This is a genomic window from Xanthomonas translucens pv. cerealis, assembly GCF_006838285.1.
GTDB lineage: Bacteria > Pseudomonadota > Gammaproteobacteria > Xanthomonadales > Xanthomonadaceae > Xanthomonas_A > Xanthomonas_A cerealis.
This window is the reverse complement of record NZ_CP038228.1, coordinates 4,490,128-4,509,991: the sequence shown is the minus strand read 5'-3', so window position 1 is coordinate 4,509,991 and position 19,864 is coordinate 4,490,128. Positions and strand designations below refer to the sequence as shown.

Annotated in this window: 14 protein-coding genes; 7 read left to right on the top strand and 7 right to left on the bottom strand. The window is 66.6% G+C overall.

Features of this window, described 5'->3' with window-relative positions; translation table 11 throughout:
* Window positions 1-104: 104 nt before the first annotated feature.
* The 6 genes from E4A48_RS19890 to E4A48_RS19865 all read right to left on the bottom strand — a co-directional run bounded on the left by E4A48_RS19890 (window position 105) and on the right by E4A48_RS19865 (window position 9,483).
* Window positions 105-2,897, bottom strand: a complete 2,793-nt coding sequence (locus tag E4A48_RS19890; RefSeq protein WP_409976385.1) for a nitrate reductase — start codon at window positions 2,895-2,897, stop codon at window positions 105-107.
* Window positions 2,897-3,262 carry a nitrite reductase small subunit NirD gene (gene nirD / locus E4A48_RS19885; RefSeq protein ID WP_003469752.1) on the bottom strand — a complete coding sequence of 122 codons (366 nt, stop codon included), beginning with the start codon at window positions 3,260-3,262 and terminating at the stop codon, window positions 2,897-2,899. Before nirD ends, E4A48_RS19890 begins: the two co-directional genes overlap by 1 nt.
* A gap of 3 nt (window positions 3,263-3,265) precedes the next feature.
* On the bottom strand, window positions 3,266-5,683 hold the full coding sequence (nirB, locus tag E4A48_RS19880) for a nitrite reductase large subunit NirB (RefSeq protein ID WP_230812577.1): 2,418 nt from the start codon (window positions 5,681-5,683) through the stop codon (window positions 3,266-3,268).
* A gap of 61 nt (window positions 5,684-5,744) precedes the next feature.
* Window positions 5,745-6,914 (bottom strand): nitrate/nitrite transporter, encoded by a 1,170-nt coding sequence (locus E4A48_RS19875; RefSeq protein WP_185910788.1) that lies wholly within the window; start codon window positions 6,912-6,914, stop codon window positions 5,745-5,747.
* Between the two features lie 873 nt (window positions 6,915-7,787).
* Complete coding sequence (locus tag E4A48_RS19870; RefSeq protein WP_142743036.1) at window positions 7,788-8,903, bottom strand: CmpA/NrtA family ABC transporter substrate-binding protein; 1,116 nt, start codon at window positions 8,901-8,903, stop codon at window positions 7,788-7,790.
* Between the two features lie 7 nt (window positions 8,904-8,910).
* Window positions 8,911-9,483, bottom strand: a complete 573-nt coding sequence (locus E4A48_RS19865) for an ANTAR domain-containing response regulator (protein ID WP_142743224.1) — start codon at window positions 9,481-9,483, stop codon at window positions 8,911-8,913.
* A gap of 93 nt (window positions 9,484-9,576) precedes the next feature.
* Between E4A48_RS19865 and E4A48_RS19860 the strand changes: the two genes are divergently transcribed.
* Window positions 9,577-10,560, top strand: a complete 984-nt coding sequence (locus E4A48_RS19860) for an NAD(P)-dependent oxidoreductase (protein WP_142743035.1) — start codon at window positions 9,577-9,579, stop codon at window positions 10,558-10,560.
* Here E4A48_RS19860 and E4A48_RS19855 read toward each other — a convergent pair.
* Window positions 10,557-10,880, bottom strand: a complete 324-nt coding sequence (locus E4A48_RS19855; protein ID WP_003469768.1) for an XAC0095 family protein — start codon at window positions 10,878-10,880, stop codon at window positions 10,557-10,559. The two genes, E4A48_RS19860 and E4A48_RS19855, sit on opposite strands and share 4 nt — an antisense overlap.
* A 136-nt stretch (window positions 10,881-11,016) precedes the next feature.
* Here E4A48_RS19855 and E4A48_RS19850 point away from each other — a divergent pair, with 136 nt between their 5' ends.
* From E4A48_RS19850 to E4A48_RS19825, 6 genes are all read left to right on the top strand, one after another.
* Window positions 11,017-11,616 carry a restriction endonuclease subunit S domain-containing protein gene (locus E4A48_RS19850; protein ID WP_142743034.1) on the top strand — a complete coding sequence of 200 codons (600 nt, stop codon included), beginning with the start codon at window positions 11,017-11,019 and terminating at the stop codon, window positions 11,614-11,616.
* Window positions 11,617-11,632: 16 nt separating this feature from the next.
* Entirely contained in the window at window positions 11,633-13,141 is a 1,509-nt protein-coding gene (locus E4A48_RS19845) for a type I restriction-modification system subunit M (protein ID WP_058364459.1), read from the top strand.
* A complete protein-coding gene (locus tag E4A48_RS19840; RefSeq protein WP_142743033.1) occupies window positions 13,134-14,000 on the top strand; it encodes a BRO family protein in 867 nt (288 codons plus the stop codon). Before E4A48_RS19845 ends, E4A48_RS19840 begins: the two co-directional genes overlap by 8 nt.
* A gap of 161 nt (window positions 14,001-14,161) precedes the next feature.
* Window positions 14,162-15,250 carry a virulence RhuM family protein gene (locus E4A48_RS19835; RefSeq protein ID WP_260608139.1) on the top strand — a complete coding sequence of 363 codons (1,089 nt, stop codon included), beginning with the start codon at window positions 14,162-14,164 and terminating at the stop codon, window positions 15,248-15,250.
* A gap of 53 nt (window positions 15,251-15,303) precedes the next feature.
* Window positions 15,304-16,557, top strand: coding sequence for a restriction endonuclease subunit S (locus E4A48_RS19830; protein WP_142743032.1), 1,254 nt, complete (start codon window positions 15,304-15,306; stop codon window positions 16,555-16,557).
* The gene (locus E4A48_RS19825) at window positions 16,554-19,844 is read left to right on the top strand and encodes a type I restriction endonuclease subunit R (RefSeq protein ID WP_142743031.1); all 3,291 of its coding nucleotides are present in this window, start codon (window positions 16,554-16,556) and stop codon (window positions 19,842-19,844) included. The genes E4A48_RS19830 and E4A48_RS19825 overlap by 4 nt, the downstream gene beginning before the upstream one ends.
* Window positions 19,845-19,864 lie beyond the last annotated feature (20 nt).

Below are 19,864 nucleotides of genomic sequence, written 5' to 3'. Positions count from 1 at the left end.
CTGTCGCCGCGCCCTGCCGCTGGCGTGGCCCAGGCGGCGGGCGCATGCGGCGTTCGTCGCGGCATCCGCAGCGCACACCAGGACCGCGTTCAAGCCGCGACCGCTCAAGCGCTTGCCGCCGTAGCGCACAGCCGCAGCACCTGCGGCATGCACGAGCCGCACACGCTGCCGCAGCCCAGCCGCGCGCGGATCTCGGCAGGCGCCATGCCGCGCGCGGCTTCGGCGCGGATCGCCGATTCACGCACCTGGGTGCACTGGCACACCACCGGATCGCGCGCCGCGCCGCCGGCCTGCGCGAATACCGCCAGCCGCGCGCCGCGCCAGGCTTCGCCACTCAATGCATGCTCGAGCAATGTCTCGCCGCCGGCATCGCGCTGCGCGCCGGCCAGCAACAGGCCATCGAGATGACTGACCGGTGCGGCGCCGCGCCAGGCCACGCGCTTGAGCAGGCCGCGGCGCGCGTCGCGGTATTCGAGCGTGTCGGCATTGCCACCGGCCAGCGCCAGCGCCGCGGCCAGCGCTTCCAGCTGCGCGGGCGCCGGCGCCTGCCCGGCTGCGGCGCGCAGCACCAGCCACGCCTGCTCCGGTTCGCCGGCCTCGGCCTGCAGACTCAGCGCGGCATAGCCGAAGTCGCGCAGCCACGGCTGCGCTGCGGCCTGCAGCGCGAGCGCATCGCCGCGCCGCGCCAGCAGCAGATGCCAGCCGAATTCGGCCTTCTCCACGCGCACCGCGGCGTGCTTGAGCTCGGGTTGTTGCGAGCGTGCATCCACCGTGCCCAGGCTCAGTTCGTTGATGCCGCCGCTGTCCAGGAACTGCGCGCTCCAGTGCATTGCCGCGAATACATCGCCCGAGCGCATCTCCTCGCACGCTTCAAGCGGCAACACCAGGCTGCCGCGCTTGCTGACGATGCGCACCAGCTCGCCATCGCGCAGCCCGCGCCGCGCCGCGTCCTGCGGATGCATGCGCAGGCCCGGCTGCGGGCTATGCGCGAATAGCCCCGGCACCCGGCCGCTGCGCGACATGCCATGCCACTGGTCGCGCAGGCGCCCGCTCAGCAGGCGCAGCGGAAACCGTGCGGAGGTCGGCTCGGCGACCGGCTTGTACGGCGTGGGATGGAAGCGCGCACGGCCATCGGCGGTGGCGAACACGCCATCGGCATAGCGCCGCGCCTGGCCGTGTGCGGCGCCGGCCGGCAGCGGCCATTGCTGCGGGCCTTGCGCATCCAGCCGCGCGTAGTCGAGTCCGCCGATGTCCAGGTCGCGGCCGACCGTCAATGCACGGTGCTCGTCGAACACCGCCGCGGTATCGGCGAAGCCGAAGCGCGAGCCGGCGGCCGGCGCCTCCAGCCGCGCTTCCAGGCGCCGCGCCACCTCGTTGGCGATCCACCAGTCCGGCCTGGCCGCGCCCGCTGCCGGCAGCGCCTTGCGCACGCGCGAGATGCGGCGCTCGGAGTTGGTCACCGTGCCGTCCTTCTCGCCCCAGCTCGCCGCCGGCAGCAGCACGTCGGCGTAGGGCACCGTATCGGTGTGCACGAACGCTTCCTGCACGATCACCAGCTCGGCCTGGCGCAGCGCGTCGCGCACGTTCGCGATATCCGGCATCGAGTGCACGGGATTGGTGCAGGCGATCCACACCGCCTTGACCTCGCCGCGGCGCAGCGCATCGAACAGCGCCACCGCCGGCAGGCCGGGATGCGCCGACAGCCGCTCGGCCGGCAGCTGCCACAGCCGCTCCAGTTCGGCGCGATCGCTGGCGCTGGCGATCTCGCGGTGCGCGGCCAGCATCGTCGCCATGCCGCCGACCTCGCGCCCGCCCATCGCGTTCGGCTGTCCGGTCAGCGAGAACGGGCCGGCGCCGGGCTTGCCGATCTGCGCGGTGGCCAGGTGCAGGTGGATCAGCGCCAGGTTCTTGTCGGTGCCGTGCGCGGACTGGTTCAGGCCCATGCAGTACAGCGACAGCGCCGGCGCATCGCGGCCGAACCATTCCGCCGCCTGCACCAGGTCGGGGACCGGCACGCCGCAGATATCGGCGGCCATCGCCGGGGTGTATTCGCGCAGCGTCTGCCGCAGCTCGGCGAAACCCTGCGTATGCGCGGCGATGAACGCGCGGTCGATGCGGTCTTCCCAGATCAGGTGGTGCAGCATGCCGTTGAACAGCGCCACGTCGGTGCCGGGCTGGATCGGCAGATGCAGGTCTGCCATCGCCGCGGTGTCGGTGCGGCGCGGATCGACCACGATCCAGCGTACGTCCGGATCGCGCGCACGCGCCTCCTCGAGCCGGCGGAACAGCACCGGATGCGCGTAGGCCATATTGCTGCCGGCCAGCAACACGGTCCGGGCCAGCTCCAGGTCTTCGTAGCAGGTCGGCGGGCCGTCAGCGCCCAGCGCCAGCTTGTAGCCGCTGACCGCACTGGACATGCACAGCCGCGAATTGGTGTCGATGTTGTTGGTGCCGATCAGGCCCTTGGCCAGCTTGTTGAAGACGTAGTAGTCCTCGGTCAACAACTGCCCGGACAGATAGAACGCCACCGCATCTGGCCCATGCCGCTCGACGATGCCGGCCAGGCGCTCGGCCACGCTGTCCAGCGCTACCGCCCAGTCCACCACGCGCCGCGGCGCGTCGCGCTGGGTACGCAGTTCCGGCTGCAACGCGCGGCCGTGCAGGCTGCGCACAGTCTCCGGCAAGGTGCGGCCCTTGCTGCACAGGCGGCCGTAGTTGGCCGGATGCTGCCGGTCGCCTTCGATGCCGACGATGCGCGCGGCGCCGTCGGCGCCGTGCTCGGTCTCGATCAGCACGCCGCAGCCGACCCCGCAGTAGCAGCAGGTGGAACGGGTCAGCGTGCGCCGCGCCGCGTTGTCCGCGGCCGCGTGCGCTGCGGGCACGTGCGCGCCGTCCATCATGCGGCGCCCTGCAACGACAGCCACACCTCGCCCTCGTCCACCCGCACCGGATAGCGGCGCGCGCAGCCCACGTCCGGCGCGCAGGCCTGGCCGCTGTCCAGGGCGATGTTCCAGTTGTGCAGCGGGCAGGTGACGCTGTCGCCGGCGACGATGCCCTGCGACAGCGGCCCGCCCTTGTGCGGGCAGCGATCGACCAGCGCGAACACGCGGTCGCCGGCGGTGCGGAACAGCGCGATCGGATCGACGCCGGCGATCTCCAGCACCCGCGCGCCGAGCGTGGGAATATCGTCGAGACGGCAGATGCGGATCCAGTGGCGGGCGCTGGCGTCGGGAACGATGAGGTCGGAAGCGGCAGCGTTCATCGCTCAGTCCTCCACCAGCGCCAGCGGCGCGGCCACGCGCAGCGGCTGGAATTCGCGCTGCCTGGCCCCGGCGATGCGCTCCGCCCACGGATCGGGCAAGCCTTCCAGCGCGTACAGCAGGCGCTCGTACAGCGCGCGCCGGTTGGACGCGTCCTCGATCACGCGCTGGCGGATGTAGTCCATGCCCACGCGCTCGATGTAGTGCACGGTGCGGTCCAGGTAGTAGGCTTCCTCGCGGTACAGCTGCAGGAACGCGCCGGTGTACTCCTTCACCTCCTCGGCGGTCTTGACCTTGACCAGGAACTTGGCGACCTCGGTCTTCATGCCGCCGTTGCCGCCGATATGCAGTTCCCAGCCCGATTCCACCGCGATGATGCCCACGTCCTTGATCCCGGATTCGGCGCAGTTGCGCGGGCAGCCGGACACCGCCAGCTTCACCTTGTGCGGGCTCCACATGTTGGCCAGCATGGTTTCCAGCTCGATCCCCATCTGCGTGCTGTTCTGCGTGCCGAAGCGGCAGAACTCGCTGCCCACGCAGGTCTTCACCGTGCGGATCGACTTGCCGTAGGCGTGTCCGGAATTCATCCCCAGGTCCTTCCACACCCCCACCAGGTCTTCCTTGCGGATGCCGAGCAGGTCGATGCGCTGGCCACCGGTGACCTTGACCATCGGCACCGCGTACTTGTCGGCCACGTCGGCGATGCGGCGCAGTTCCGAAGCGTTGGTCACCCCGCCCTTCATCTGCGGGATCACCGAGAAGGTGCCGTCCTTCTGGATGTTGGCGTGGGCGCGCTCGTTGATGAAGCGCGACTGCGGATCGTCCACCGCCTCGCGCGGCCAGGTCGACAGCAGGTAGTAGTTGATCGCCGGGCGGCAAGTCGCGCAGCCGTTGGGACTGCGCCACTGCAGCTGCGTGTACACCGCGCCATGGGTGAGCAACCTGCCCTCGCGGATCGCCTTGCGCACCTCGCCGTGGTTGAGGTCGGTGCAACCGCACACCGCCTTGGTCTTGGGCGTCTGCTGGAAGTTGGAGCCCAGGCAGTTCATCAGGATCTGCTCGACCAGGCCGGTGCACGAACCGCAGGAACTGGCCGCCTTGGTCTGCTTCTTGACCTCGTCCACGGTGAACAGGCCTTGCGCATTGATCGCCTTGACGATGGTGCCCTTGCACACCCCGTTGCAGCCGCATACCTCGTCGCTGTCGCGCATCGCGCTGGCGCGGTCCTGGCCGGCGGTGCCGGCGTCGCCGAGCGCGCTCTCGCCGAACATCAGCCGCTCGCGGCGCTCGCCGATCGGGCTGGCATCCTTGAGCAGCTGGAAATACCAGGCGCCGTCGTTGGTATCGCCATACAAGCAGGCGCCGACCAGCTTGTCGTCCTTCAGCACCAGCTTCTTGTAGACGCCGCCGGCCGGATCGGACAGCACGATCTCCTCGCTGCCCTCCCCGCCCATGAAGTCGCCGGCCGAGAACAGGTCGATCCCGGTGACCTTGAGCTTGGTCGAGGCCACCGAACCGCGATAAATGCCGATGCCGAAACCCGCCAGGTGGTTGGCGCAGATCTTGGCCTGCTCGAACAGCGGCGCGACCAGGCCGTAGGCGATGCCGCGGTGGCTCGCGCATTCGCCGACCGCGTATACCCGCGGATCGAAGGTCTGCAGCGTGTCGTTGACCACGATGCCGCGCGTGCAGTGGATGCCGGCGGCCTGCGCCAGCGCGATGTTGGGGCGGATGCCGGCGGCCATCACCACCAGGTCGGCCGGCACTTCGCTGCCGTCGGAGAACTTCACCGCCACCACGTCGCCATCGGCGTTGCCGACCAGTTCGGTGGTGGAGGTGCCGAGGCGGAACTCCAGGCCGCGTTCGCTGAGCGAGCGCTGCAGCAGCTGCCCGGCGACCGGGTCGAGCTGGCGTTCCAGCAGCCAGTCGGCCAGGTGCACCACGGTCACCTGCATGCCGCGCTGCTTCAGCCCATTCGCCGCCTCCAGGCCGAGCAGGCCGCCGCCGATCACCACCGCGTGGCGCTTGCGCGTGGCGGTGTCGATCATGGTCTGCGTGTCGTGCATGTCGCGGTAGCCGATCACGCCCTTCAAGTCCTTGCCCGGCACCGGCAACACGATCGGCAGCGAACCGGTGGCCAGCAGCAGGCGGTCGTACGGTGCCTCGGTGCCGTCGGCGGCGATCACCTTGCGCTTGACCCGGTCGATGCGGGTCACTTCCTTGCCCACGTGCAGATGGATGCCGTGCTCGGCGTACCAGGCCAGCGGATTGAGCACGATCTCGTCGAACTGTTGTTCGCCGGCCAGCACCGGCGACAGCAGGATGCGGTTGTAGTTCGGATGCGGCTCGGCGCCGAACACGGTGATGTCGTACATCCCCGGCATCAGCTTGAGCAGTTCTTCCACGGTGCGGATGCCGGCCATGCCGTTGCCCACCACCACCAGTCTTGGCTTGTTCATGCGAGTCTCGCTTCGGTGGAGAGGATCAGACGCGCGCCGCGCCGGCCGCGGCCCATTGGCTGCGCCAGTGCTGCTTGACGTTGGACAGCAGGCCCCAGGCCAGCAGCGCGCAGCCGGCGAACAGCCACAGCCCCAGCGCATAGCTGCCGGTGTGCTGCTTGACGATGCCCAGCCCCGCGGCGAGCAGGAAGCCGCCGATGCCGCCGGCCATGCCGATCAGCCCGGTCATCAGCCCGATGTCGCGGCCGAAACGCTGCGGCACCAGCTGGAACACCGCGCCGTTGCCGGTACCCAGGCACAGCAGGGTCAGCACGAACAACGCCACCGTCGCCGCCGGACCGCCGACGCCGACCGCTGCGGCGGCCACCAGCAACGCCACCAGCAGATAGATCGACAGCAGCGTGCGCGTGCCGCCGATGCGATCGGCCAACGCACCGCCCAGCGGACGCATCACCGAACCGGCCAGCACGCACGCCGCGGTGGCCCAGCCGGCCAGCTTCGGAGAGAAGTCGAACTGATCGTGGAAGTAACCCGGCAAGGCGCTGGCGAACCCGGCGAAACCGCCGAAGGTGATCGCGTAGAACAGCATGAACCACCACGAATCGCGATTACCGACCAGCACCCGCACGTAGTCGTGCAGATGCTTGCGCGGCGCCGCCACCGGTGCGTCCTTGGCGCACAGCGCGAACACCAGCAAGGTCAGCAGCAGCGGAATGCAGGCCAGCCCGAACACCGCCTGGTAACCGAACGCCGTGGCCAGCGCCGGCGCGAACAGCGCCGCGAACACCGTGCCGGAATTGCCTGCGCCGGCGATGCCCATCGCCGTGCCCTGGTGCTGCGGCGGATACCAGCGCGAGGCCAGCGGCAGCGCCACCGCGAACGAGGCCCCGGCCACGCCCAGCATCAGCCCCAGCAGCAGCACCTGCGCGAAACTGTGCACGCCCAGCTGCCACGCCACCGCCAGCGCCACGATCACCAGCACCTGCGCCAGCATGCCCGCGCGCTTGGCGCCGATCACATCGGCGAGCATGCCCAGCAACAGCCGCAGCACCGCCCCGCACAGGATCGGCATTGCCACCATCAGCGCGCGCTGCTGGGTCTCCAGCTGCAGCGCCGCGGCGATCTGCACCTGCAGCGGACCGAGCAGATACCAGACCATGAAGCTCAGGTCGAAATACAGGAACGCCGACAACAGCGTGGGCGTATGCCCGGCTTGCCAGAACGATCGATTCATCCGCGCCATCTCCGAGAAGCGTTGGGCCGCAGCGCTGCACACCACCCGCAGCGCGCGGTAGTCGAGGGGAGAAAAACAAAAACGGCGCCGCCCGGTTCGCACCGGAAGACGCCGTTGTCTGGGCAGGCGGGCCGCCGTTGGCCCACCTACCGAATCGCATTGGTGCGGACACCCCGTTGCGTCCGCAGGATCACTATCGCAATCGGCATGCCAAGTGTGCGCGCCACCACAGCGACAGAAAAATTCCCTTTAAATTCAATTGATTGTCGGACCCGGTCACGATCTGCGGCCGCGTTGCACGGCCACCACGGCGGGCCTCAACGAACACAAGTGGTGCGCGGCGCACCTTTATTGTGCGCCGCGGCAACATCTGCTTTTGATCGAACGTCGGCTATGCGTGTCAGAAGCGGAGTTCCGGCAGAGCAGCAGGGCAATGAGTGCATTGGTCACTCGTCATCCATTGGCGAGCGTTTGCGTCGAGTCGAACCGCGCTGAGAGGCGACGTCCACTGCAGCGAGTGTCCCGCGCAAGGCTGCTCCCATGCGACCTGAGCAAGAGGACCGAGCATCACCTAAGCGGCAACATCACCGTCCGATCGTGGATGGGCGAGGCGATAAAGCCGTGTTTGAGATAACACGTCTTCGCTGCTTCATCGATTTTGCATAATGCATACACGACACGACGATCACTCAACCTGGCCCGTCGCAGCCATGCCGCACCCATCGCGCCGGCCCATTGAGTTCATCAAGCATCATTCACGCTTGCAGCGCTCTGAAAGCCGCATCGGCCGACGCTGAGAATACCGACGTTGCGCCGCTCCGGCCCGCGCAGGCGCTACGCAGGCGTAAGTCCAACCCGCCAATCCGGCAATCCATCCTCGCGCTCATCACGCTCCGGCAGCGCAATCCCCAACTGCGCAGCCGCGGCACGATACGTCTCCAACCGATGCACCCGCGCCACGATCTGCGCATCGTGCGCCGCATCCTGCCCGGCCCCCGCTTCGCTCGCCGGCAACCACCCCCAACGCCGGAACTGCTGCAGGAACCAGCGTCCATCCGACAGCCATGGCATGTTCGCCAGGCCACCCGCATGGAAGCGCAAACCTTGCGGATCTGCACCATCATCGGCGGCGCCACCCGGCAACAGGCACGCTGCGATGCGCTCCGCCGGCAAGCCGATCACGTCCGCATCGGCCAGCCACGCCACCGCTTCGCGGCGGTGCGCGGCATCGTCGAGCCAGCGGCAGGCGTCGAGCAGCGTGGCGGTCAGCGCGGTCGCCAGTTCCGGCTGCAATGCGGCAAAGGCGCGGCGGCAGGCCAGCACTTTCTCCGGATGGCCGGGCCACAGTTCGCCGCTGCGGATCGCGCGTCGGCCCGCGCCCATCGCTTCGGCCTGCGCCGCCCACGGTTCGCCGGCGCAGTAGCCGTCCAGTTCGCCGCGCGCCAGTGCGTCGGGCATCTGCGGCGGCGGCAGGGTCACCGCCTGGATAGCGCCGATCGGATCCACGCCCTGCGCCGCCAGCCAGTAGTACAGCCACATGGCGTGGGTGCCGGTGGGGAAGGTCTGCGCGAACACCGGCGCGCGGCCGAGCGCGGCCAGCGCGCTGCGCAGCGGCGTGCCTTGCGCCAGCGCGTCGGCCAGGGCCGACGCCAGGGTGATGGCCTGGCCGTTCTGGTTGAGCGTGAGCAGGATCGCCAGGTCAGCCTGCGGTCCACCGATGCCGCATTCCACGCCGTAGACCAGGCCGGCCAAGGCGTGCGCCGCGTCCAGTTCGCCGGACAGCAGCTTGTCGCGCACGGCGGCCCACGAGGCCTGCCGTTGCAACTCCAGGCGCAGGCCGTGGCGGCGGTCCAGGCCCAGCCGCACCGCGGCGATCAGCGGCGCGCAGTCGATCAGCGGCAGATAGCCCAGGCGCAGGGTGCGCGGTTCGGGGTGCAGTGGTGCGCTCATCGCTTCCTCATCCCAGCAGGTCGGCCATCGCGAGGATGCGCTGGGCGACCTCGGCCAGCTTCAGCCCCTGTTTCATCGCCTGCTGCCGCAGCGCAGCGTAGGCCTCGTTCTCGCTCATGCCGCGCTTGTCCATCAGCAGGCGCTTGGCGCGGTCGATCTGTTCGCGGTCGCGCAGCTTGCCCTGCACTTCGTCCAGTTGCCGGCGCATGCCCGATTCCTGTTCGAAGCGGGCCAGCGCCACCTGCACGATCGGCGCCAGCCGCGCCGGCGCCAGCCCATCGACCACGTAGGTGGTGACGCCGGCGCTCACCGCGGCGCGGATCAGCTGGTCGTCGCCGTCGGCGGAGAACATCACCACCGGGCGCGGCGCCTGGCGGTGGATCAGCGCCAGTTGCTCGAGGGTATCGCGCGAGGGCGAATCGACGTCGATGATGACCACGTCCGGCTGCTGGATGGACACTGCCTTGAGCAGCGCCGGCGCCGCCGCCACTTCGTCCAATACCTCGTAGCCGGCGTCGAGCAGCGCCTGGCGCAGCTGCCCGATCGGCTTTTCGGTATCGTTGACCAGCAGGACGCGCAGCATACGGTCATGGCTAACGGAAGTTGGCTGAGCCGCATGGTGCCATGCAACACGCGTCCGCCGCGAGCCATCCCCCACACCGCAGGAGTTTGCATGCCGCTGTATCCCTTGTTCGCCGATCTGGGCGGGCGCCGCGTGCTGGTGGTCGGTGGCGGCGAGGTGGCGATGCGCAAGATCGAAGCACTGCTGCACGCCGGCGCGCAGGTGCTGGTGTACGCGCACGCGCTCAACGCCACGGTGGCGCAGTGGCTGGCGCAGGGTCGGCTGCAGCGGGTGGATGGCGCGTTCGATCCGCAATGGCTGGACGACGCCTGGCTGGTGGTCGCAGCCACCGACGACAACGCCTTCAACCGCGAACTGGCCGCGCAGGCCGGGCAGCGCCGCAAGCTGGTCAACGTGGTCGACGATGCCGAACTGTCCACGTTCCAGGTGCCGGCGATCATCGACCGCGATCCGCTACTGGTGGCGATCTCCTCCAGCGGTGCGGCGCCGATGCTGGCGCGGCGCCTGCGCGAGCGCTGGGAGACCGAACTGGACCATTCCTATGCGCAACTGGCGCAGTTGTTCGCGCGCCACCGCGAGGCAATCCGCGCGCGCCTGCCGCAGCTGGCGCAGCGCCGGCGCTGGTTCGAACAGGTGCTGGAAGGTCCGGTGCAGGTGCTGTTGCAGAGCGGGCAGACGCAGGCCGCCGAGCAGGCCTTCCACGACGCCCTGCAACGCAGCGAGCAGGATGTGCCGCGCCGCGGCAGCGTGTGGCTGGTCGGCACCGGCAACGGCGACCCCGGCGCGCTGACGCTCAAAGCGCTGCGTGCGTTGAACCAGGCCGATCTGCTGCTGTGCGATCCCGCAGTGGAGGCCGCGGTGCTGAGCCTGGCGCGCCGCGATGCGACGCGGCAGCCGCTGCCCGCCGACGACGACGCGCACCTGGCCCTACTGATCGAGCAGGTGCACGCCGGGCAGCGCGTGGTCAGCCTGAAACCGGGCGACGCGTTCCGGCAGGCGCCGCATGACGCGCTGGCGGCAGCCCTGGCAACGCACGGCATAGCTTGCGACGTGGTCGCTGGCGTGGCGCGTTAGTCGTCCCCGCAAACTGAAGCGCCATGGCCCTGCGCCTGAGACGGGGATTGACGCTGCGCCGGCCACGACACCTCGCGCAGCACCATGTCCATCTGCTCCGCAAGCAACTCCATGCACACCGCCAGCTCGCCCGCCCGCACCTTCGGCGCGGCCTCGCGTTCTTCGGCCACGCTGCGTGGCTGTGCGAGTCGCCCCAGGAACGTGATGAACTCGCCCAGCCGCACCAATCGGAACTGGCTTTCCTCGGGCAGGAAGTAGCCCGACATGGCGTCGGGATCCCCATGCACCCCGATGCTCTCCTCATGAACGGGTTGCGGCATTGCGCGCCCTCCTGGCTTGGGCCGCGTCTCGGCCCCGCAATAAGTTCTACATACAACTCAAACGCCCGTCAACATCTTTTATTACATCAAACTGATTGATGCACAATTTATTTTGACATCCCAGAAAAAGCGGACCATGATCCGCTTCATGGGAAATCATGCAAAACAAGCCCCACTGTCGGCCACCGCCCAGATCATGCTGGGGCACCCGTTCCGTGGCGCCATCCCCAGCGTGCCTGGCGGCTCGACGAGGGTGTTGCAGCTGCGCGATCTCACGCCTTCTGGTCGCCTGGCCTGCGACAACCTCCTCACCACCGAACTGCAGGGCCGAAAATCACCGGACTGGCTCCGCAACCAGGACATCGTCTTTGTTGCCCGCGGCGACAACACGTTCGCCGCACTGGTCGCCGATCCCCCACCCCGCACCGTGTGCTCGCCGCACCTGTACATCATCCGCGTCAGCCAGCCGGACGCCCTCCTGCCCGCCTTCCTGGCCTGGCAGCTCAACCAGACCCCGGCACAGCGCTATCTGCGCCAGTCGGCCGAAGGCAGCAACCAGCTGAGCATCCGCCGCAGCGTGCTGGACATGACCCCGATCCGCATCCCTCCGCTGGACCGGCAACACGCCATCATCGCGCTGGACCGCGCCGCCCAGGCCGAGCGCCTGGCCCTGCATGCCCTGATCAAGAACCGCGACACCGAGCTGGCGATCCTCGCCGAGCGCCTCCTCGCCTAATCTTCCGGAAACCGCCATGAGCAACACCGACATCGCCCAGGACACCATCAACGCCGCCGTCTGGGGTGCCTGCGACACCTTCCGCGGCACCGTGGACCCCAGCGTCTACAAGGACTACGTGCTGACCATGCTGTTCCTGAAATACGTCTCCGACGTCTGGCAGGACCACTACGATGACTACAAGGCCAAGCATGGCGACAAGCCCGGCCTGATCGAAGAACTGCTCAAGAGCGAGCGCTTCGTGCTGCCGCATACCGCCAACTTCTACACCCTGCACGCCCAGCGCCACCGCCCCGGCAACGGCGAGCGCATCGACAAGGCCCTGCATGCCATCGAAGACGCCAACCTGGGCAAGCTGCGCGACGTGTTCCAGGACATCAGCTTCAACGCCAACAAGCTCGGCGAGGAGCAGCAGAAGAACGACCTGCTGCGCCATCTGCTGGAAGACTTCGCCAAGCCGGCGCTCAACCTGCGCCCCTCGCGCATCGGCCAGCTGGACATCATCGGCAATGCCTACGAGTTCCTGATCAAGAACTTCGCCTCCAGCAGCGGCAAGAAGGCCGGCGAGTTCTACACCCCGCCGGAAGTCTCCGCGCTCATGGCGCGGCTGATGGATCCACAGCAAGGCGACGAGATCTGCGACCCCACCTGCGGCTCCGGCTCGCTGCTGCTCAAGTGCGGCCGCCTGATCCGCGAACGCACCGGCACCGGCAACTACGCGCTCTACGGCCAGGAGGCCATCGGCAGTACCTGGGCGCTGGCCAAGATGAACATGTTCCTGCACGGCGAAGACAACCACCGCATCGAATGGGGCGACACCATTCGCAACCCCAAATTGTTGAACGTCAATGCCTTGAAGCAATTCGATATCGTCGTCGCCAATCCGCCGTTCTCGCTGGAAAAGTGGGGACACGACAGCGCCGACAACGACCCGCACGACCGCTTCCGCCGTGGCGTGCCGCCGCGCACCAAGGGCGACTACGCCTTCATCCTGCACATGATCGACGTCATGAAGCCCAAGTCTGGGCGTATGGCCGTGGTGGTGCCGCACGGCGTGCTGTTCCGTGGCGCCGCCGAAGGCCGCATCCGCCAGAAACTGATCGACGAAAACCTGCTGGACGTGGTGATCGGCCTGCCGGAAAAGTTGTTCTATGGCACCGGCATCCCCGCCGCCGTGCTGGTGTTCCGCAAGAAAAAGGCCGACGACAAGGTGCTGTTCATCGACGCCAGCCGCCACTACCAGGACGGCAAGAACCAGAACCTGCTGCGCGAACGCGACCTGCAGCGCATCCTGGACACGGTGCAGGCGCGCCAGAACGTGGACAAGTACGCCTACCTGGCCAGCCCGGCCGAGATCGCCGGCAACGACTACAACCTCAACATCCCCCGCTATGTGGACACCTTCGAGGAAGAGGCCGACATCGACCTGATGGCCGTGCGCCGCGAGCGCGAACAGCTCAAGAGCGAACTGGCCAAACTGGAGCAACAGATGGCCGGGTATCTGAAGGAACTGGGCTATGAGTGAGAAGAAAGCGGACACCGCCGTCGATGCCATCGACGCATTGCCCACGCACGAAGGCGCCGCGGTCCGGCGCACCTGGCATGCCGATCAGTGGTGGTTCGCGGTCATCGACCTGGTCAGCGCACTGACCGACTCGGAAAGCCCGGAAAACTATCTACGCAACCTGCGGCGACGCGATGCAGAACTCTCCGTCAGTTGGGAGAAATGGGTGACGCCACTGCGTGTGACCACGGCCGGCGGCCCGCAGCTATTGAATTGCACCACGCTGGAAGGCGCGTTACGCATCATCCAATCCATTCCCTCGCCCAAGGCCGAACCCTTCAAACGCTGGCTGGCGCGCGTCGGCAATGAACGCATCCAGGGTCAGGAGGCCGTCGATTTCGACGCATTGAGCGAGAATCAGCGCCGCCTGTTCCTGCGCGACCAGATCAGCCAGCACAACAAGGATCTGGCGGCGGCCGCCAAACAGGCCGGCGTGGAGACGCCGCTGGAATACGCCATCTTCCAGGACCACGGCTACAAGGGCCTGTATGGCGGCCTGGGCGCGAAGGAGATTCACGTGCACAAGGCGCTGAAGAAAAGCCAGAAGATCCTCGACCACATGGGCAGCACCGAGTTGGCCGCCAACCTGTTCCGCGCCACGCAGGCCGAAGAAAAGCTGCGCCGCGACAACGTGCAGGGCAAGACGGCAGCCAACCGCACGCACTTCGAGGTGGGCCAGACCGTACGCAAGACCATTCAGGAACTGGGCGGAACCCTGCCGGAACACCTGCCTGCAGCGCCAACCAGCATCAAGCGGCTGCAGAAGGACGCCACGCCGTCGCTGGAGCAGGAGCCGGACAACGTCCAGGACGAACAATGAACAGCCATTTTGTCGCATGGCAAATCAAGCACTTGCCGCAAGGGGGGGTCAATGTGACCCCCCCCTTCCCAGAGCCATGTCCACAACTACGCCAGCTGGTGTGCAGCAATGGGCAGCTCGCTTACGGGCGCGGGCGGCCTCCTGGCCGAAGGTGCGTGGCGATGCGTAAGCGCACACCCACTGAACGGCCAACGCCATCCGCCACCACAGAGGCCGACCGTGCAACCAACACGCACGGCGAACTGGTGCTCTACGCCACCGAGGACGGCGCAACCCGCTTCTCCCTGCGCGCCGAGAACGGCAGCGTCTGGCTCAGCCAGCTGGCGCTGGCCGCGCTGTTCCAGACCTCCGTCCCCAACATCAACATCCACATCAGGAACGTCCTGGCGGAAGGCGAACTGCAGGCCGGGGCAACCATTAAAGATGACTTAATGGTTCGGACCGAGGGCACCCGCCAGGTCCGGCGGCCGCTGAAGCTCTACAACCTGGACATGATCCTGGCCATCGGCTACCGGGTGAAATCCCCGCGCGGCACCCAGTTCCGCCAGTGGGCCACCACCCACCTCAAGGAATACCTGGTCAAGGGTTTCGTCCTGGACGACGAGCGCCTGAAAGACCCGGCCGGCTGGGACCACTTCGACGAACTGCTGGAACGCATCCGCGACATCCGTGTCTCTGAGAAGCGCTTCTACCAGAAGATCCGCGACCTGTTCGCGTTGTCGGTGGACTACCGCGACGACGACACCGCCACCGGCCAGTTCTTTGCCATGGTGCAGAACAAGATGCTCTACGCCGTCACCCAGAAGACCGCCGCCCAACTCATCGTGGAACGTGCCGACCCCGACCAGCCCAACATGGCGCTGACCGCTTGGAAGGCCGGCCGCGTGCGCAAGACCGATGTCATCGTAGCCAAGAACTACCTGACTGCTGATGAGGTCACGCAGTTGAACCGCATCGCCACGATGTTCCTGGACTACGCCGAGGACCGCGCCAGCCAGCGCCAGGACCTGCGCATGGACGACTGGCGCCAGTACGTGGACCGCTTTGTCGAATTCAACGAACGGCCGCTGCTGAAGGATGCCGGCACCGTCAGCCACGAGCGTATGCAGCAAATCGTGCATGAGCGCTATGCCGTGTTCGATGCCAAGCGGCGCAAGGCGGAGGCGTTGGCGGCGGATGTGGAGGACATTGAGGCGCTGGAATCGGTGGAGAAGCTGGCGCGGAAGGGAGGCAAGCATGCATCCAACTGACGTCACCTCAATCGTCGCAGTGCAAGAACGTTCGAACAAGACAGGAGACTGTGATGCTGCCTGAAGGCTGGAGCCGTCAACCTCTTCATGAGGTCGCAGAAGTGCGCACCGGATTGGCGAAGGGAAAGACCGGCTTACTTGATCCGGTGGAATTACCTTATCTTCGCGTGGCCAACGTGCAAGATGGTTTTATCGACCTCAGTGAGGTCAAGATGATTGCAGTGGAACGGCATCAGATCGATCGTTATTCGCTCAAGCAGGGCGACATCTTGATGACGGAAGGCGGCGATTTCGACAAGCTGGGGCGAGGAGCTGTGTGGGACGGCACACTCGACCCTTGCCTTCATCAGAACCACGTCTTCGCGGTCCGTGCCAAGCCCGACTCGGTCAACCCGCTGTTTTTGTCGGCATTGTCCGGGAGTGAATACGGACGCACCTACTTTCTCAGCTGTGCAAAACGTAGCACTAACCTCGCAAGCATCAACTCTTCGCAGTTGAAGGCTTTCCCAGTCCTACTGCCTCCCATCGCAGAGCAGAATCGCATCGCCCACATCCTCTCCACCTGGGATCAAGCCATCGCCACCACGGACCGATTGCTTAAAAATAGCCAGAAGCAAATGGACATACTTCTGCGCGACTTAACTCTCGGGACACATCGAACGACCTCGACACCTTCCTCTTGGGAAAATTTCACACTTGGTGAGCTTGGGCGCACTTATAGCGGCCTTTCCGGAAAGAAAGGCGAGGACTTTGGATCCGGCGCTAAATTTATCCCATACACCAACGTCTTCAAAAATAACCGCATAGACATTGAAGACTTTTCCTTGGTAAAAATTTCGGAAGGCGAAAACCAAACACGAGTGAAGTCAGGCGACATTATTTTCACAATCTCTTCTGAAACACCAAATGAGGTCGGCATGGCGTCGGTACTGCTTGATGACGTGGACGAACTTTACTTGAACAGTTTTTGCTTTGGATATCGACTGAACGAATTCACAACCTTATTGCCAGAATATGCAGCATTTGCACTGCGCGCACCTCATATTAGAGCCCTCATGACACAGCTTGCACAAGGCTCAACTCGCTACAATATTTCTAAGGCGAATGTGATGCGCATGAAACTCACACTCCCATCTATCACCGAGCAAAAGCGCATAACCCCGATCCTCAATGAGGCTCACTCAACAGTAAAAAACTTCCGCGACCAGCTTGCTCGACTCAAGCAGGAAAAAGCCATCCTCATGTCCCAACTCCTCACCGGCAAGCGCCGCGTGCGCCTGCCCGCCGACGAGACCGCATCCGCATGAGCCACACCGCCCCCGACACCCGCGAACAGGCCAGCGCGCAGCTGCCCGCCCTGCACCTGCTGTGCAACCTGGGCTGGCACTACCTGAGCGCCGCCGACTGCCTGGCGCTACGCGGAAGTACCCGCGAGGTACTGCTGCTGCCGCGGCTGCTGGAGGTGCTGCAGACCCGGCGCTACCGCTACAAGGGCCAGGACTACCCGCTCTCGCCCGGCGCCATCGACCAGATCGTGCGCGAGCTGTCGGCGCTGCCGCTGGGCGAGGGGCTGCTGGCCGCCAACGAAACGCTGTACAAGCGGCTGGCGCTGGGCATCACCGTCACCGAGTTCATGCCCGACGGCAAGAAGCACCAGCCCACCATCGCGGTGATCGACTGGACCGACCCGGCCGCCAACCGCTGGGACATCACCGAGGAATGCCAGGTGCTGTCCGCGCAGGGCACGCACGCCCGCACCCCGGACATCGTGGGCTACGTCAACGGCCTGCCGCTGGTGGTGATCGAAACCAAGCGCGCCGATGCCGGGCATGCCGGCAAGTCGATGGTGGCCGAGGCCATCAGCCAGCAGTTGCGCAACCAGCGCACGGAAGAGATTCCGCACCTGTTCGCCTATGCGCAGTTGCTGCTGGCCATCAGCCTGACCGAGGCGCGCTACGGCACCACGCTCACCCCGGCCAAGTTCTGGGCGCGCTGGCGCGACGAGCAGGTCGACGAGGCGCAGCTGAGCCAGATCAAGAATGCGCCACTGCCCGCTGCCACCCGCGATGCGCTATTGGCCGGCAAGCCGGCCGCGCTGCGCGCCTACTGCCAGGCGCTATGGGCACAGCCGATGCTGCCCACCGAGCAGGACCGGCTGCTGGCCGGCGTGCTGACCCCGGCGCGGCTGCTGGAATTCCTGCGCAACTTCGTGCTGTTCGACCGCAAGGCCGGCAAGCTGGTGGCGCGCTACCAGCAGTTCTTCGGCATCCGCGCGCTGCTGGCGCAACTGCGCAAGCTCCGGCCCGATGGCGGCCGCGAGGGCGGCGTGCTCTGGCACACCACCGGTTCGGGCAAGAGCTTCACCATGGTGTTCCTGACCAAGGCGCTGCTGCTGGACCCGGCCCTGCAGGAATGCCGGGTACTGGTGGTCACCGACCGCACCGACCTGGAAACCCAGCTGGCGCGCAACTTCATCAGTGGCGGTGCGTTCGGTTCGGCCGTGGCCACCCGCAAGGAAGGCGAGCGCAGCAAGGCCACTACCGGCCGCGACCTGGCCCAACGCATCGGCCAGGGCAACGAGCGCATCACTTTCTCGCTGGTGCAGAAGTTCACCACCGCCGCCAAGCTGCCCGAGTGCCGCAACCCGTCGCCCGACCTGATCGTGCTGGTGGACGAGGGCCACCGCAGCCATGGCGGCGAAACCCACGAGCGCATGCGCAAGGCGCTGCCCAACGCGGCCTACCTGGCCTTTACCGGCACCCCGCTGCTGAAGGACGAGAAGACCGCCAACAAATTCGGCCCGATCCTGCACGCCTATTCGATGCAGCGCGCGGTAGAAGACCAGACCGTGGCGCCGCTGCTGTACGAGGAGCGCGTGCCGGAACTGGACATCAACGAGGCCGCGGTGACCCGCTGGTTCGACAAGATCACCGCCGGGCTGTCCGAGGCGCAGAGCAGCGACCTGAAGAAGACGTTCGCTGGCAAGCGCGCGATCTACGGCGCCAGCAACCGTCTCGAACTGATCGCCTGGGACATTGCCGCGCATTACCACGAGCACGTCAAACCCTTGGGCCTGAAAGGCCAGGTGGCCACCGACAGCAAACTCGATGCGATCCGCTACAAGCGTGCACTGGACGACACCGGGCTGGCCAGCAGCGCGGTGGTGATCTCCCCGCCCGATACCCGCGAGGGCAACAGCGCGGTGGACGAGGACAGCTTGCCGGAGGTGCAGAAGTGGTGGAAGCAGACCATCGTCGATGCCCGCATCGCCCCGGAGGACTATGAGCGCGAGACGCTACACGCCTTCGGTGGCGAGGGCGACCCGGAGCTGCTGATCGTGGTGGACAAGCTGCTCACCGGCTTCGACGAACCGCGCAACGGCGTGCTGTACATCGACAAGCCGCTGAAAGGCCACAATCTGATCCAGGCGGTGGCGCGGGTGAACCGCCTGCACGATGCCAAACGCCACGGCCTGCTGGTGGACTACCGCGGTATCCTGCCGGAACTGGATACCGCCGTACGCGCCTACCGCGACCTGGAAACCCGCACCCAGGCCGGCTTCGACGTGGCCGACCTGGACGGGCTGTATCACGCGGTCAGCACCGAGTACAAACGCCTGCCGGCGCTGCATGCGCGGCTGTGGTCGTTCTTCGATGGGCTGGACAGCCGGCACGATCCGGAGCAGTTCCGGCAACGGCTGAGCCCACGCTTCGTGCGCGGCGCCGATGGCGAGGAATACGACGAACGCCAGGCGCTGCGCGAAGACTTCTATGCGGCACTGACCGAATTCGGCCTGTGCCTGCAGACGGCGCTGTCCTCGCGCAGCTTTTTCGAAGATCGCGACTTCCCCGACAGCCTGATCGACCGCTACAAGCAAGATCTGCGCTTCTTTTCCAGTCAGCGCCAGACCGCACGCCGCGATGCGATGGAAACCGTGGACTACGGCCTCTACGAAGAGCAGATCCGCAAGCTGGTGGACAAGCAGGTCATCGGCCGCGAGGTCCGCGAGTCGCAAGGCACGTACATCGTGCACGAGTTGGGCAAGCACGAAGAGCCTGAGACCTGGCCCGAGGACAAGACCCGCAACGAGGCCGACCTGATCCGCACCCGCCTGCGCAAGACCATCGAGCAGGACCTGGCCAGCGATCCGTATGCGCAGAAGATCTTCGGCGAACTGCTGCGGCAGGCGATCGCCGAGGCCGAAGCGATGTTCGACCACCCGCTCAAGCACTATGCGCTGTTCAAGACGTTCGAGGAGCGGCTGCAAGACGCGCACCTGCCCGGCATTCCCGACCGGCTGCACGCGCACCCGCACGCCAGGGCGTATTACGGCGCGATCCGGTTGGAACTGGGCGAGGAAGCGATGGCGGCACGACAACCCGACGAGGTAGACCGGCTGGCCGCCCTGGCGCTGGAGATCGATGGCGTGGTACGCACGGCGGTGGCCGAGAATTCGCTGAACCAACAGAACATCGAATCGCAGATCCGCCAGCAGTTGTTGCCGCGCGTGTTCGACCTGGTGGGGCTGGAGCACGCCAAGGGGATCGTGGAGCAGGTGGTGCAGATCACGCGCCTTGGGCTGCGCCCGTCATGAATCTGCCGGCTGCAACCGCC